A 15,793-nucleotide genomic window follows, 5' to 3' on the forward strand; every position below is an offset into this window, starting at 1 on the left:
ACTTGCACTTTGCCATTAGCTACGGATAAGTTCGCGGCATAAGAATAAGATCACAGAGCGTCCATGAGCATCGCCTTTCATTGCCCGGCCCGCGATTCCCTGCCCCTTCTGATCGAGGCCATTCATGCTTCCTCCTGAGCCCCCTCAGAACGCCACCGCACACGAAGCGGAAAGACCCTGGCAGGATGCCTCTCGCTTATTATCGGTGCTCGACGGTGCTGGCGTCGGCGTATGGTCCTGGGATTTGTCACGCGGGATCGTGCATGGGTCACTCGGTACGGGCAGGCTTTTCGGGCTCAGGGAACCGCTCGTCGAAATGGGCCTGAACGATTACCTGACGCTGATCGTTGCGGAAGACCGCCGTGACATCGAAACCATCGTTCTCTCTGTGCTGAAGGGCGGCGAGTCACGCTTCAGCTTTCGTCACCGGGTGCGCTGGCCGGACGCCAGCGTGCACTGGCTGGAGGTCGTCGGCCAGCGGCAAGACAGCGGCACGCAGCCTTCGATGATGGTGGGCATCATCCGAGACATCACCGATCAGCATCTCCAGGCCCAGGCCCTCGAAGATAGCCAGGAGCGGCTGGAACTGACGCTGGAATCGGCAGAGCTGGGCAACTGGGAATGGCACATCCCCAGTGACCGACTCTATGCCTCCGCCCGAGCCTCCGAGTTGCACGGCATCGTCGACGGCCCCTTCGACGGATCATTCCGCGAATTTTTCCGCACCGTCGCGGCCAACAACCGTCAGACCATGCGCGAGGCCTACGGCGACCTGCTCCTGGGGCGGCGCCAGAGCTATCAGACGACCTATCAGGCGGAACACGCGGACGGCACCGCCCGCCACCTGGAGAGCACTGCGAAGCTGTACCGTGACGAGCACGGCGTGCCACTGCGGATGGTTGGCATCATTATCGACGCCACCGAGCGTGTCCTGCGCGAACAGCATCTTGCCGCATCCGAAGCGAAATTCTCGGCCCTGTTCCAGGGCAGCCCTGACCCCATTGCGCTCTCGCGTATCCGCGATGGCACCTTCCTCGAAGTCAACCCGAGCTTCACCGCCGTGTTCGGCTGGGAGGGGCGTGACATCGTTGGCCGCTCGGCCCCGGAAGTGGGCATCTGGCGCGACGAGACACAGCGTCAGGCGCTCTACCAACAGTTGAGTCGCGATCAGCATCTGGAAAATGTCGAGGCGCAATTTTGCACCCAGACCGGGCGGGTCGTTACCTGTGTGGTTTCCAGCCGCTTCATCCGAATTGATCGACGACTGTGCATCGTCACGACATTCCGCGACATCACCAAGCGGCAGCAGGCCGAGGCAGCGCTGAAGGTCAGCGAGGCCAAATTCGCCATGGCATTTCATTCGAGCCCCGATGCCATCATCATCAGCGAGCGCCGCTCTGGCCGCCTCATTGAGGTCAATGAGGGTTTTTACCGCCTTTCAGGTTACCGACCAGAAGAAGCAATCGGCCGCACGTCCGCCGAATTAGGCATCTGGCCGGTCGAGCAGCGTCAGCAGATTCTGGAGCGGCTGGAGCGCGACGGCCGCGTGACCAACTGGGAAATGGTCGGCCAGGATCGTCACGGCCGGCCCAAACACATTGAAGTTTCGGTCGAGCCAATCGCGCTTAATGACGTTGACTGCCTGTTGCTATCAGCACGGGACATCAGCCAGCTGAAGGCTGCCCATGCGCAGATTCATCACCTGGCTTATCACGACCCGCTAACCAACCTACCCAACCGCGCCTTGCTGATGGACCGCTTGACTCAGCAAACCTCCCTGCACAAACGACACAACCTGCGCGGCGCCTTGCTGTTTCTCGATCTTGATCATTTCAAACACATCAACGATTCGCTCGGGCATCCGGTGGGTGATGGCGTATTGAAGATGATCACTGCTCGCCTCGAAGCCAGCATTCGTCAGGAAGATACTGTCGCCCGCCTCGGTGGCGACGAATTCGTTGTGCTATTGACCGGGCTGAGCGGTCGTCGCTCGGAGGTGACGCGTCACGTTCGCCAGGTGGCCGAAAAACTACGGACGCTGCTCGCCGAGCCCATGGTCTTCGAAGGCAACAGACTGCAGGTCACGCCAAGCATTGGCATCGCCCTGATGCCTGATCACGGCGACACGCCGGCCGATCTGCTGAAGCGCGCCGACATTGCCCTATACCGAGCCAAAGACGCCGGGCGCAACGCTATTCAACTGTTCCGCACGACGATGCAAGAAGCCGCCATGGCACGTATGAAAATGGAAAGCGAGTTGCGGCTGGCGTTGCAGCGTCACGAATTCGAGTTACAGCTGCAACCCCAGGTGGACGCCCTCTCCGGTGCGGTGATTGGCGCGGAAGTTCTGCTCCGTTGGCATCAGCCGGAGCACGGCCCGCGCTCTCCGGCTCAGTTCATCGACGTGCTGGAAGAAAGCGGCTTGATTGTCGAAGTCGGCAACTGGGTCCTAAAAGAAGCCTGTCGAATCGGTGCATCGCTATTGGCCAGCGGTCTCGTACACGCTGACAATTTCAGTCTCTGCATCAACATCAGCCCGCGTCAGTTCCGGCAGAGCGAATTCGTCGAACGCATACTCGATGCGCTGAAGACAACAGGACTTCCACCCAAGATGGTGACGCTGGAGATCACCGAAGGCATCGTGATCCATAACCTGGACGATACCATCGCCAAGATGCGTCGCCTCTGCCGGCGCGGCGTGAGTTTCGCAATGGACGATTTCGGCACAGGCTACTCCTCGCTCACCTATCTGAAACGCCTGCCAGTGAGCCTGCTGAAAATCGACCAGTCCTTCGTTCGAGACGCGTTGGATGATCCCAACGACGCCGAGATCATCCGCGCCATCGTCGCGATGGCCCGGAGTCTGGAGTTGGAGGTGATCGCCGAAGGCGTCGAGCTGCAGGCACAGCTCGACCTGCTGCAATTGCAGGACTGCCATCTTTATCAGGGCTATCTGTTCAGTCGCCCCTTGCCGTTGGCCGAATTCAACGAGCTTTTGATATCGCACTCACAGGCCTAACGGGTTATCGGGGATAAAAAACGAAACCCCGCCAGATCGGCGGGGCTCATCATCAGTCCGAGGCAGCTCACGATGCCCCGTTGGCGGTCAGGCCTCTTCCAGCGCCAGACGCTCACCGTTGATCGGGATGCGCTTGGGCTTGGCCTCTTCCGGCACGACGCGCTCAAGCTCGATGTTCAGCAACCCATTGTTGAGGGCGGCGCCCTTGACCTCTATATGGTCAGCGAGGCGGAACGAGAGCTTGAATGCCCGCTGGGCGATGCCCTGGTGCAGGTAGGTAACGTGATCTCCACCGTTTTCCCGCTTTCCGCCGCTGACCGTCAGCACGCCACGCTCGACCTGCAGGTCCAGATCAGACTCCTGAAAACCTGCGGCTGCTACGATGATGCGGTATTGATCATCGCCGTGCTTTTCCACGTTGTACGGTGGAAACGAGCTGCTCGCCTCATTACGCGAGGCCGACTCGAACAGATCGTTGAAACGATCGAAGCCAATGGATTGGCGAAACAGTGGAGCCATCGAAAAACTGGTCATTTTGCTATCTCCTGATATTCAGCGAGTGGTTACCGCAGGACCCGAATTCGGCATCCTGTATCGCCGTAAATAGGAGCTAACTGACCTAATTCAAGACCGTTCGTCGGAGTCTTTTTATGTCCAGAGTCATGTTGATCACCGGCGCAAGCCGCGGCATAGGCGCCGCCACCGCCAGATTAGCAGCTGCCCAAGGCTATGCCCTGTGCCTGAACTACCATCACCGCCAAGACGCCGCAGAGCAATTGCTCGCCGAGCTTAAAGACGCCGGCACCCACGCCATCGCGGTAGCGGCCGATGTTGCTGAAGAAGCACAGGTTGACCGGTTATTCGCTACGATCGACACCGAGTTCGGCCAACTTGACGTGTTAGTCAATAACGCGGGCATGCTGGAACGCCAGATGCGCCTGGACGAAATGGACGCGGCGCGGCTGATGCGGGTATTGGCGGTCAACGTAATGGGTAGTTTTCTCTGCGCCCGCCAGGCAGTGAAACGCATGTCGACCCGTTACGGTGGCCACGGTGGCGCCATCATCAATGTCTCATCGATCGCCGCGAAACTCGGCGCACCCAACGAATACATCGACTACGCCGCTGCCAAGGGCGCGATCGACAGCATGACCCTAGGCCTGGCCAAGGAGGTTGCCGCCGAAGGCATTCGGGTCAACGCCGTGCGACCAGGCGTGATCCGCACCGAAATCCATGCCAGCGGCGGCGAGCCGGGACGCGTCGAGCGAGTCCAGTCCAGCGTGCCCATGGGCCGCGGCGGCGAGGCTGAAGAAGTGGCTGAGGCGATTCTCTGGCTCGCCAGTGAAAAGGCCAGCTACGCCAGCGGTGCGCTGCTGGATATCAGCGGAGGGCGCTAGGCGCACCGCAGAAACCACTGTTCAGACGGCGGCTTGGAAACCCGGCGCGGTGCCATCGAGCCCCAACAGGGCGTCGAGTCGTTCGCAATCATTCTCGCGCCGCAACTCGGCGAACAGCGAAACCGCTTGCGGATAGCTGCGCGTGAGCATGGACAGCCATTGTTTGAGGCGACCCGGCGCGTAGCGTGGAGCGATCTTGCGCCGCGCCTGCATCCAGAAGTCAGCGAGCAGCGGTTGAAGATCCTCCCAACTCATCGGCGCGACCGTTACACCCTGCTTCGCCGCGCTGATCTGACGCGCCAGATCCGGCCGACAGACCAGCCCGCGGCCCAGCATGATGTCTTCCACGCCGCTGACTTCTCGGCAGCGGCGCCAATCTTCCAACGACCAGATGTCGCCGTTGGCGAACACCGGAACCGTGACCACATCCTGAACTTTGGCGACCCATTCCCAATGGGCGGGCGGCTTGTAACCGTCGACCTTGGTCCGCGCGTGCACGACCAACTGCTCGGCACCGCCGTCAACCAGCGCCCGGGCGCAATCAAGCGCGCCATCCGGGCTGTCGAAGCCCAACCGCATCTTGGCGGTGACCGGGATGTGCGCAGGTACTGCCATGCGCACCTCGCGCAGAATCGCATGCAACAGCTCGGGCTCCTTGAGCAGCACGGCACCGCCGCGAGACTTGTTCACGGTTTTGGCCGGGCAGCCGAAGTTGAGATCGATGGCGGGCGCGCCGAGGGTACAGGCGAATGCGGCGTTATCGGCCAGGCAGAGCGGATCGGAACCCAGCAATTGCACCCGCAACGGCGTGCCGGCACGGGTTTTCGCATCGCTGTCGAGTTCAGGCGCAAGCTTGCGGAAACTGGATGGCGGTAGCAGACGATCCGACACCCGAATGAACTCGGTCACGCACCAGTCGACACCGCCAATGCCTGTAAGCACGTCGCGCAGAATTTCATCGACCAGGCCTTCCATCGGTGCCAAAGCAATTTGCATCAAAAACGGTCCGCTTTGAAAAGCTCCGCATTGTACGGAGCCGACGGGCACTTAGGAACGGTCCGGCGGACGCCGCCTGGCGTCCTATGGGTCCGTTTCGTCGTCGCGGTCTTCGATGGTATCGGTTCCTTTCGCTGCCCCCATACCGCCTGTGGCGCCCATGGCCCCGTTGCCCATGGTGCCTAATTCGGCGTCACTGTTCGTCTCTCCGTCACGGTCGACCATACCGTCCCGCTGGTTCTGAGTAGGATCCCGGATCTCGGACGATGGCCGCTCCATCGCATCGGTCCCCGTGGTGGATGGATTGGACAAATCGCCACCAGTCGGCCAGCGCGATGCCAGAGACAACCATCAAACCAGCGCTCATCAGCAGAATCTGATCAGCATGTTTTTCTCCACTTTCGTCGGTTCGATCAATCGTCGTTCTGATTGCCCAAGGTCCGGCGCGGGTGATGCTCCATGTCGATATCGTTGTCACCGTGACCTGATTCGCTGTGGGCCTTGCTTCTTCGTTGGTCCTCACGTTCGTTGCGATCCGCTTCGCGACGTTCGGGTAAACGCTCGATTCCCTCGCCCAGTCCCATGGAGCCATTACCCAAACTGCGATCAGCAGCGCCGGTGTTCTGAGCCAGCTGGATCGTGGCTGAGTCGACCGGGGTAGCTGCAACGCCTGTGCCCGCGACGAGTCCAGCCACGGATCCAAGCGCGATTAGCAAATAAGTCCGCATACGTTCTCCTTTTCAGAATCGCGACACTTTTTAGGCAACCCAAGCGATCAGCCGTGCGCTATCAGTCAATGCCACCGACCAATGGCAAGCGGAACCGTTGAGCCGACCCTGGGGTCCGATTTATTGAGAGCAGTAGATCTCGGGGTTAGAAAGGAATCCAACATGATCGCACCCGCACTGGTAATCCTCTTGATGATCATTGGCTGGAGCGCCGCCGCATTCGCCATGCTTTGGGGGATGTTGCGAATCGCTCGCTACCATCACAGGTCCGGACTCGATGCACCACGACACCGGCGAATTCGACCCGTAACGGGAAATCCGGCATCAACGTTTCGCTAAGCGCCTGAAGAAAATACACTTTCGCTCAATTAAGCCGTGACAGAACCACCGAAAGCTGTAGAATGCCGCCCCACAGACGCGGGATGGAGCAGTCTGGTAGCTCGTCGGGCTCATAACCCGAAGGTCGTCGGTTCAAATCCGGCTCCCGCAACCAATTACGAAAAAGGCCACTCATGCGAGTGGCCTTTTTTCGTTTCGGCAGGCCGCAAGCAACACCGCACAGCCACGCTGCTGTTGCGAGCGGAACAGCTAAGCAACTGAATAAAAAAGCTTTCTTTTCAGCTCGAGGTTGACAGAGGCACCTTAGCCTGTAGAATGCCGCCTCACAGACGCGGGATGGAGCAGTCTGGTAGCTCGTCGGGCTCATAACCCGAAGGTCGTCGGTTCAAATCCGGCTCCCGCAACCAAATACGAAAAAGGCCACTCTTGCGAGTGGCCTTTTTCGTTCCTGCCTGCAGGCACCTGCTTAACAGTTCTGAAGCCCCTCCTCTACTCTCTAGTCTCTAACCCGCCTAGTCGCTCGCCGCTTCGCTCGTTTAAAGTCGGCCTCGTGCTACTTACTTTGTTCTCAATATGGATAGATCATTCGGCTTAGTTCTATCGGCGTATATCCCTTAAAAACTTCCTTTATTGTCGATGCTCACCGCAGCTGTTATTCATTTGTCTATCAATGGATTACGACAAGCGGTCAAAAGATCCATAAAAAAATCAACGCTTTCATCTTGACTGCCGCCTGGTTCTGAATGATAACTAGATCACACAAATGAAAAGGACGTTTCCCGAGCCGCAAGCCAGATAAAGCCAGGTATTGCAGCCAAGAAGTGCGCAGGGATGGCATCCCCGTTACAGCTTATTTGCTGTTCTGCGCCAACAATATTTTACATCTTAGCTTCTCTCGAACCCCAGCCGAGTGCGGTAGCTTTGCCTAGAAGCCACGCCGTACCTAGTGGATACCGGGTTGGGGCATCGTTCTGGAAGCAAGCCAAATGACGGCAAAACCGGCAGTGGCGGTAGCATTGCCCAATAAAAAACGGGCATCGCAGGACATCCTTTTTGAATTAGCGATTAATCAGCCATTACGGTGATTATTTGGCGTTCGCTATTACTGTTAAGTTTTAATTTCGGTTTGCGCAGACAGCACCGCTCCCGGCTTTACTAGTTCATCCGTATATCCATTCGGAGTTCATCGTGAATATCCAATTCCGCAGCCTCAATAGCGAAGCGCAACAATTAATCGCCAAGGAAATGAACGTAAAGGGAAGCTCCTGCATCGCAAACTTTTTCACTCAAGAACAATTATCTTCATTGCAGCAATATGTCGGGATCGATGCTGACAAACATAATGGCCAGTACTTCGCCCACCACGGTGGAACTGAGATAGAAAGTTCTCTAATAGGCGTCCTAGGCGCGGCGCCGGAATTTCGCGAGCTACTGGCGAGCATTTACCAGACTGGCACTGGAAAAGCCGCTTACAGCGACGAGATTCTCAAGGTACTTCGCTGCGTACAGGGCAATTCCGGTCGTCGCGAATCCAATTGCTTTCATTACGACGCAAGTCTTGTGACGGTGCTATTGCCCATCGTAATCCCTCAGAACGGTACTGATCGGGGCGATCTGATCATTTTTCCCAATCTTCGCCGCGTGCGCTCGAATGTGCTGTTCAACGTGTTTGAGAAAGCGCTGCTGCAGAACGCACTGAGTCGAAAGCTGATAACTACTGCCATCCGCCACCATCTGTTGAAGCCGGAAAGACTGCAACTGGTTCCGGGCAATCTCTATCTGTTCTGGGGCTACCGCACGCTGCATGCAAACGAGCCCTGCGACCCCGCCAGCCGCCGCGCAACCGCCATCTTGCACTATGGCGATCCCCATGCCGGCAGCTTTGCGACCCGCATGATTCTCAAGCTGAACCAGCGCCGTGCCCGGCGCGCGACAGCCCTCGGCACGCAGCCGACCGCATGACCGAAGCGCGGCTACGCCATTAGCTTTCGCTTCCTGATCTCGATGCGACAACCGATAAGGACATCGCGATGATCAATGTCACCAAATCGTATCTGGGCAACAAAACCAAATTTCTAGGCTATGTGGACAGCATCTATGCATCCGGGTGGCTGACCAATCACGGGCCGCTGGTCACCGAACTGGAGGATCGCCTGCGCGATTACCTGGGTGTCCGAAACATCATCCTCACCAACAACGGCACGCTGGCGCTGCAGATCGCCTATCGGGCATTGAACCTGTCCGGCAGCGCCATCACGACCCCGTTCAGCTTCGTGGCCACCACCAGTTCGCTGCAGTGGGAAGGCATTCGGCCGATCTTTGCCGACATCGACAGAGCCACCTGGAATATGGATCCACAGGCGATAGAGGCTAGGATCGACCACGACACCTGCGCGATCGTCGCCACTCACGTTTTCGGCAATGCGTGTGACGTGGAAGGCATCGCGCAGATCGCCGAGCGGCATCGCCTCAAGGTGGTCTATGACGGCGCCCACGCATTCAGTGTGCGTTACAAAGAGCGCTCGGTATTCAATTGGGGCGATATCAGCACGCTCAGTTTCCACGCAACCAAGCTCTTCCACACCATCGAAGGCGGGGCCATCGTCACCAATGACGATGCGTTGGCCGCCAGGATTCGTCTGCTGTGCAACTTCGGCATCGTCGACACCGACATCGTCGACGGAATCGGCATCAACGCCAAACTCAACGAATTTGCCGCCGCCATGGGCCTGTGCATCCTCGACGACATGGCAATGATTCTCGAACAGCGGGAGGAAATCGCCAGATGCTATGAAGAACAGCTCGGTGATCACTTCGATCTGCAGCACCAGCAGCCTGGCTCCCAACGCAACCATAGCTATTTCCCAATAGCACTGGCGAACGAAGAGCAATTGCTACGTTGTCGCGTAGCGCTGAATGCCAAGGGCATCAACCCAAGACGCTATTTCTATCCCTCCCTGGATACCCTCGGCTATCTGCAGCCGCAACCGCCGCAAATACAGTCGCGATCTTTGAGCCGCCGAGTGCTATGCCTGCCGATCTATCCCGGCTTGCCGCGGCATATCCAGAACACCGTGATCCAGACGTTGCTACGCGAAGCAGCGGGACGTGCCCAGCGGCAAACCGAGCGTTTCTGGCCGCAGGTAAACGCAAGCGGGTTGATGGAACAGCACCTCGGCCTGCCCGATACCGAGTTCAAGAACATTTATTGATCCATTCTCGGCGGCCCGATTACATGTCAGATCGAAAGCTATCGATGATCCGCAATACCGGCCTGAGCTACGCCGGGCAGGCATACGCGCTGCTCATCGGCATTCTCATTCTGCCTTTCTATCTCGGACATCTGGGCGCGGAGGCCTACGGCCTGATCGGTTTCTTCGCGGTGCTTCAAGCCTGGCTGCAACTGCTGGACGCGGGCCTGTCGCCCTCGCTGGTGCGTCAGATCGCCCATTTCCGCGGACGGCAGAACACCGCGGCACAGCGCTACGAACCGGGGCAACTGCTGCGCTCGTTCGAAATTATTTTCCTGCCTCTGGCATCGCTGACGGTGCTGGCTGTTCATTTTTCGAGCGGCTGGATCGCTCATCAGTGGCTGCAAGCGCAGGAGTTGAGCGCGGCCACGATCGTCCATTGCATCAGCCTGATGGGGCTGATGATTGGCCTGAAGCTGTACGCCACCCTTTATAAAAGTGGATTGCAGGGGCTCGAGCTGCATGCATGGCTGAACGGCGCGAATATCCTGATCGCCACCCTGCGCTATTTCGGAGGCCTGTTTCTGGTAGCCAACATCAGCCAGGACCCCCTGGATTTCTTTCTCTTCCAGACGGTGGTCGCGCTGATCGAAACGCTGTTGTTCGCGGCCAAGGCTTATAGGTTGATGCCCAACCCCAGATTGCTGACCGGCTTCGACTGGGCAGTGGTCAAGCCAGTGCTGCCGTTCGCCGCCGGCATGTCGCTCACCTCGGTACTGTGGATCATCCTGACGCAGCTGGACAAAGTGCTCCTTTCCAACGTGTTGCTGCTCAAGGAATACGGCTATTTCTCGCTGGTCGCACTCATGTCCACCGGAATCATGACGCTCACCAACCCGTTGGTGCAGACGTTACTGCCGCGCATGACGATGCTGGTCGCCGAAGGCAGGATCGCCGACATGCAGGCGCTTTATCTGAATGCCACCCGGTTCGTCTGCAGCCTTCTGTTTCCGTTAGCGGGCGTCATCGCCTTTCATTCCGCCGAGCTGATCTTCGCCTGGACCGGCGATGAAGAAGCGGCGCAATGGAGCCGTCTGGTGCTGCCCTGGTATGTGCTCGGCAGCGCAATCATGGCGGTCACCGCGTTCCAGTTCTATCTGCAATACGCCCACGGTCAGTTACGCCTCCATGTCTGGTTCAGCCTGATCAGCGCTGCGCTCAGCATCCCGCTGGTGGTATATGCGGCACTCGAGCATGGCGTTTATGGCGCAGCGCTGGCCTGGTTCGGGCTGCGCATGCTGACCTTCCTGATCTGGCCGCCGGTGGTACATAAGCGCTTTGCCGCCGGCGTGCACCGCCAATGGCTTCAGGATTTGCTGCGCATCACGGCCATGACCGGCCTGGGCTTATTGATCGGCGAACCCGTGTTCGCGGCGATCGCCAGCGAAAACCGCTTCGACATCTTTTTGGGATTGGCCGTCAGCGGTCTGATCTGCCTGATGCTAGTCGCTTTCACCTCTAAGCCCGTCGTGTTGCGGCTTTACGTACTGATGACCAAGTCGAGTGTTTGATGGATATTCAACCAAAGCGTGAAGATGAGGTGATGGCAGCCTGGGGCACCGGATGTGAACCACGGGTGAGCATCGTTTGCCTGGCCTACAACCACGCACCTTTCATAAGGGAAACGCTGGACGGCTTCCTCCAGCAGGAAACGGATTTCCCCTTCGAGGTGATCGTCCATGACGACGCTTCGACCGACTCTACCGCCGCGATCATCCGTGAATACGCGGCGCGCTACCCGAGTCTGATCAATCCGATTTATCAGCGCGAAAACCAGTATCGCCAGGGCGTGACGGTCAGCACGCAACTGTTCGCACAGGCGCGGGGGAGGTATATCGCCTATTGCGAAGGCGATGATTACTGGACAGATCCGCGCAAGCTGCAGATACAGGTCGACTTTCTCGAACAGCATCGTGATTACGTGATGACGTACCACGACGCCTTTATGTTCAACGATAAAGGCGTGGTCCGTAGCCCGCATATGCAGGGCAAATTGCGCCGGGATGCCAGTGCCCGCCAACTGATGCAGGCCCGCCCTGTCTCCACCCTGACGGCATGCTTTCGTAATCTGCTGCAGGAGCTGCCGCCGGAACTGCGCGGCGTCGAGGTGCTGGATATCTGCTGGTGGTCGCTGCTCGGCGCCTATGGCAAGGGCAAGTTCATCGATGAAATAAAGCCCGCCGCCTATCGCGTGCACGAGGGCGGGATCTTTTCCATGCGCAGCAGCAAGCAACGCATCCAGATGTCCATGCACGCCTATTACAGCCTCGCGCGCTATTACCAACGGATCGGCAACCAGTCGCTCTACGAATATTTCATGATCCAGGTCTTCTCCCAGGCCCTGGCGTCGATATCCCCGCTCAGCAAGCTTCAGGCGCTGGGCCAGATATTCCAGAACATCAGCATCAATCTGATACGCAGACTGACGCCCGGCGCCTGACCGGGATGGCTGACCTTTGTCGCACCGATGGCGCAACACTCAAGGAAGGACCCGCAATGACTGTAATGGCACGCTCTTCGCTGGAATACGAGGGAGACAATCGCATCGATCTGGCGCGCATTCTGCGCGTGGCGTTCGATCACAAAGCACTGATTTTCACCATCACCGCCTTCTTCGCCCTAGTCGGCGTTGCCTATGCGATCGTCGCTACGCCCGTTTATCGGGCTAGCGCGATGATCCAGATCGAACCGAAGAAGGCTGGGATAACCGGTGTTCCGGAAGCCATCGCCAGGCCAAACTCGGTTTCCCAGGCGGTGACCGAAATCGAGCTGATCAAGTCGAGGTCGGTCCTGGGACGCACGGTTGGCGCCCTGAAACTCTATATCAACACCCGTCCCAAATACTTCCCGATCCTCGGCAGCTACATGGCGCGCCTACACGATCCGGAAAAGGACGGCGAGCTCGCCACGCCGCTGCTGGGCATGGACAGTTACGCCTGGGGCGGAGAGAAGCTGGTGGTGTTTCAGCTGGACGTACCCGAAGCCTATCTAGGTGAAAAGCTGACCCTGCGTGCCGGCACTGCAGGCGCATTCGGCCTGTATGACGAGGATGAGCAACTGCTCCTGAGCGGTAAAACCAACGAGGCCATAAGACACGAGGGGTTCCGCGTCCAGATCGCCGAACTCAAGGCCCGCCCGGGGACGGAATTCTTCGTCGTGCGCAGCCGCCCGCAGACCACAGCGCTGGACTACCAGAGGCAGTTGAAGGTGGGTGAAGCCGGCAAAGATTCGGGAATCATCTATCTCACCCTGGAAGACCCGGACGCGGACAAGGCCAACCACGTGCTCGACCAAATCAGTCGCCTCTATGTGCGCCAGAATATCGAGCGCAGCTCCGCCGAGGCCGCGCAACGCCTGGAGTTCCTGCGCTCGCAAGTACCGCTGGTACGCAAGGAGCTGGAAAAGGCCGAAGCCGCGCTCAACGCTTATCAGACCAGCGCCCAGTCGGTAGACATCAGCATCGAGACCAAAGGCGTATTGGATCAGATCGTCGCGCTGGAATCGCAAATCTCCGAGCACAACCTCAAGCGCACGGAATACAACCAGCTCTATACCCCTGAGCACCCCACCTATCAGACGTTGATGACCAAGATCGGTCAGCTGCAAGCACAGAAAAGCGCGCTGATGAGCAAGATCGATACCCTGCCGATGACCCAGCAGGAACTGTTGCGCCTGAATCGCGACATGCAGGTCACGACCCGCACCTACACGCTACTGCTGGACAAGGCTCAGGAGCAGGACATCCTGCGTGCGGGTACGATTGGCAACGTGCGCATCATCGACAGTGCCTACGCCGTGGTAGAGAAGCCGGCCAAGCCCATCAAACCCCTGGTGGTGCTGATCGCCATATTCGTCGGGTTGCTGGTGTCAGCGCTGGTGATTCTGATACGACAGGTGTTCTATCGCGGCATCGAAAGCCCCGAGACGATTGAGCACCTGGGTATTCCGGTGTATGCCGCGCTGCCGTTCTCGGCGAAACAGGAGCACCTGTACCGCCTGAGGAAAATCCACGATGGGCGAAGCAAGCTGCTGGGCGGAGCGGATCCGGCGGACCTGGCCATCGAGTCACTGCGCAGCCTGCGCACCAGTCTCAAGTTCGCCATGCTCGAGGCACGTAATCGGACCCTGGTGATCACCAGCCCCACCCCCTCAGTGGGCAAATCCTTCGTTTCCAGCAACTTGGCTTCGGTCATCGCCCAGGCGGGCCAGCGAGTATTACTGATCGATGCCGACATGCGTCGCGGCTATCTCGCCGGGATGTTCGGTCTGGAGCCACGCCAAGGTCTGTCCGACGCATTGGCCAGCGGGCTGCGTCTCGCGGCGGTGACCAACAAGACCGACCAGGCCAACCTGCACTTCGTCGCCAGCGGTTTTTCCGCACCCAACCCGTCCGAGCTGCTGATGCACGACAACTTCGCCAAGTTGCTCAAGGAGGCGGAGCGGGAATACGACTTCGTCATCATCGATACGCCCCCAGTGTTGGCCGTAACCGATGCCGTGCTGGTCGCACAGCTGGCTGGCACCTGTCTGCTGGTCGCGCGTTACGGGCTGAGCACGGCCAGTCAGGTCGAGACGTCAAAGCGGCGTCTGGCACAAAACGGCGTATTGCTCAAAGGCGCCATCTTGAATGGCGTCAAGCGCAGGGCCTCGAGCACCGCCTATGAAACCGGCGCCTACGGTTATTACAGCTATTCTCAGAAAGTCTGACACATGCGAGGGAAACGCCGTGTTCGGAACCGCTGCCATGATGCAACCTTATCTGTTCCCCTACCTTGGCTATTTTCAGCTGATCGCCCATAGCGACGTCTTCGTGTTGGGTGACGATCTGCAGTACGTCAAGGGCTCGTGGATAAACCGTAACCGAGTGCTGGTGAACGGGCAGCCGCAGCTGATCACCTTTCCCTTGCGCAAAGGTGGCGGATTCGACCCGATCAATCAGCGTTGGCTGTGCGATGACTTCCCACGTGAAGCCCAGAAGTTGCTGAGAACACTGGAGCTCGCCTACTCCCGCGCCCCGTACCGGGCCGAAGCGATTTCGCTGATCCGCCAGATCCTGACGCACCCGGATCGCAACCTGGCCCGCTTTACCGAGCACGCCATCCGTTGCATCTGCGCCTATCTGGACATCACGACACCGATCCGTATCGGCTCCGAGATGGGGCTGCCGGCCCGCATGGACAAGCAGGAGCGGGTCATTAGCATCGCCAAAAAGCTGGGTGCGGCGCTTTATATCAACCCCATCGGTGGCGTGGCGCTTTACTGCCCGGCCCTTTTCCGAGCTCACGGGCTGTCGTTGCGATTTCTGCGCATGGACGACCTCAGCTATCCACAGTTCAACCAGCCGTTCGTGCCTTCGCTGTCGATCATCGACGTGTTGATGTTCAACAGCCAGAAAGATGCACAGGCCCTGCTCAAGCGCTTTTCGCTGGTGGAAGGGATCGAGCAACAGTCGGCGCTGCGGGCATAAGCGGTATCGACAAATACGGACATCAGCAACCTCCCCTATGGAAGGCAGGTTTCACATGACAGCACTTGGCAGCAATCCCCGCTGGTACCTGATTCAAACCAAACCCCGCCAAGAGGCGCGTGCTGAACAGCATCTGCAACGCCAGGCATTCGAGTGCTACAGGCCGCAGCAGCCCAGCGGCAACGGCAACGGCAAGACACAAGAGCCGCTGTTTCCGGGCTATCTGTTCATCCGCCTCGATCGGAAGCTGGACAACTGGTATCCGATTCGCTCGACCCGTGGCGTCGCCCGGGTGGTGTCCTTCGGCGGCGAACCGACGCCGGTCAGGGACGAGCTCATCGAACAACTGCGTCAGCGCCTCGCGGTCCCGCCCGAAAAGCTGCAGTTCCAACCCGGCGAACGCGTGCAACTGCAGGGAGGCGGCTTCAGCGATCTCGAGGCGATCTTCGTCAGCGCCGATGGTCAAGAGCGTTCAGTGATCCTGCTGAAACTGTTGCAGCGTGAGCAGAAAGTCCGCGTGCCAACGCACTACCTCAGCGGTTGCGGCGTGGCTCCCGGGCTTGCGCTTGGCTGCGGCGCCGATTGAATCAGAGGCT

Annotated in this window: 12 protein-coding genes and 2 tRNA genes; 11 read left to right on the plus strand and 3 right to left on the minus strand. The window is 58.8% G+C overall.

The features are described from left to right. Positions 1-124: 124 nt before the first annotated feature. Entirely contained in the window at positions 125-3,019 is a 2,895-nt protein-coding gene (locus CH92_RS13195; protein WP_038623012.1) for an EAL domain-containing protein, read from the plus strand. Between the two features lie 87 nt (positions 3,020-3,106). Here the strand turns inward: CH92_RS13195 and CH92_RS13200 are convergent, their stop codons facing one another. Continuing rightward, positions 3,107-3,553 (minus strand): Hsp20 family protein, encoded by a 447-nt coding sequence (locus CH92_RS13200; RefSeq protein WP_025242241.1) that lies wholly within the window; start codon positions 3,551-3,553, stop codon positions 3,107-3,109. A gap of 116 nt (positions 3,554-3,669) precedes the next feature. Here CH92_RS13200 and CH92_RS13205 point away from each other — a divergent pair, with 116 nt between their 5' ends. After that, positions 3,670-4,416, plus strand: coding sequence for an SDR family oxidoreductase (locus CH92_RS13205; RefSeq protein WP_025242242.1), 747 nt, complete (start codon positions 3,670-3,672; stop codon positions 4,414-4,416). Positions 4,417-4,437: 21 nt separating this feature from the next. Here CH92_RS13205 and CH92_RS13210 read toward each other — a convergent pair whose 3' ends face one another. Together CH92_RS13210 and CH92_RS13220 are read right to left on the minus strand one after the other, a co-directional pair. After that, complete coding sequence (locus CH92_RS13210) at positions 4,438-5,412, minus strand: tRNA dihydrouridine synthase (RefSeq protein ID WP_025242243.1); 975 nt, start codon at positions 5,410-5,412, stop codon at positions 4,438-4,440. A gap of 413 nt (positions 5,413-5,825) precedes the next feature. Next, positions 5,826-6,140 (minus strand): hypothetical protein, encoded by a 315-nt coding sequence (locus CH92_RS13220; RefSeq protein ID WP_025242245.1) that lies wholly within the window; start codon positions 6,138-6,140, stop codon positions 5,826-5,828. Between the two features lie 416 nt (positions 6,141-6,556). Here CH92_RS13220 and CH92_RS13225 point away from each other — a divergent pair. The 9 genes from CH92_RS13225 to rfaH all read left to right on the plus strand — a co-directional run bounded on the left by CH92_RS13225 (position 6,557) and on the right by rfaH (position 15,783). Further along, a tRNA-Met gene (locus CH92_RS13225) sits at positions 6,557-6,633 on the plus strand. A gap of 176 nt (positions 6,634-6,809) precedes the next feature. Next, a tRNA-Met gene (locus CH92_RS13230) sits at positions 6,810-6,886 on the plus strand. 838 nt (positions 6,887-7,724) lie between these two features. Further along, positions 7,725-8,441, plus strand: coding sequence for a hypothetical protein (locus CH92_RS13235; RefSeq protein WP_051517608.1), 717 nt, complete (start codon positions 7,725-7,727; stop codon positions 8,439-8,441). Positions 8,442-8,509: 68 nt separating this feature from the next. Further along, on the plus strand, positions 8,510-9,691 hold the full coding sequence (locus CH92_RS13240) for a DegT/DnrJ/EryC1/StrS family aminotransferase (protein ID WP_025242247.1): 1,182 nt from the start codon (positions 8,510-8,512) through the stop codon (positions 9,689-9,691). Between the two features lie 23 nt (positions 9,692-9,714). Beyond that, positions 9,715-11,241: an oligosaccharide flippase family protein gene (locus CH92_RS13245; protein ID WP_025242248.1), complete on the plus strand. Its 1,527-nt coding sequence runs from the start codon at positions 9,715-9,717 to the stop codon at positions 11,239-11,241. Beyond that, entirely contained in the window at positions 11,241-12,170 is a 930-nt protein-coding gene (locus CH92_RS13250; protein ID WP_144380997.1) for a glycosyltransferase family 2 protein, read from the plus strand. Before CH92_RS13245 ends, CH92_RS13250 begins: the two co-directional genes overlap by 1 nt. Positions 12,171-12,226: 56 nt before the next feature. Beyond that, complete coding sequence (locus tag CH92_RS13255) at positions 12,227-14,437, plus strand: polysaccharide biosynthesis tyrosine autokinase (RefSeq protein WP_025242250.1); 2,211 nt, start codon at positions 12,227-12,229, stop codon at positions 14,435-14,437. Positions 14,438-14,456: 19 nt separating this feature from the next. Next, positions 14,457-15,197, plus strand: a complete 741-nt coding sequence (locus CH92_RS13260) for a WbqC family protein (RefSeq protein ID WP_025242251.1) — start codon at positions 14,457-14,459, stop codon at positions 15,195-15,197. Positions 15,198-15,252: 55 nt separating this feature from the next. Further along, positions 15,253-15,783, plus strand: coding sequence for a transcription/translation regulatory transformer protein RfaH (rfaH, locus tag CH92_RS13265; protein ID WP_025242252.1), 531 nt, complete (start codon positions 15,253-15,255; stop codon positions 15,781-15,783). Positions 15,784-15,793: the final 10 nt, after the last annotated feature.

This window comes from Stutzerimonas stutzeri (genome assembly GCF_000590475.1).
Lineage (GTDB): Bacteria > Pseudomonadota > Gammaproteobacteria > Pseudomonadales > Pseudomonadaceae > Stutzerimonas > Stutzerimonas stutzeri_D.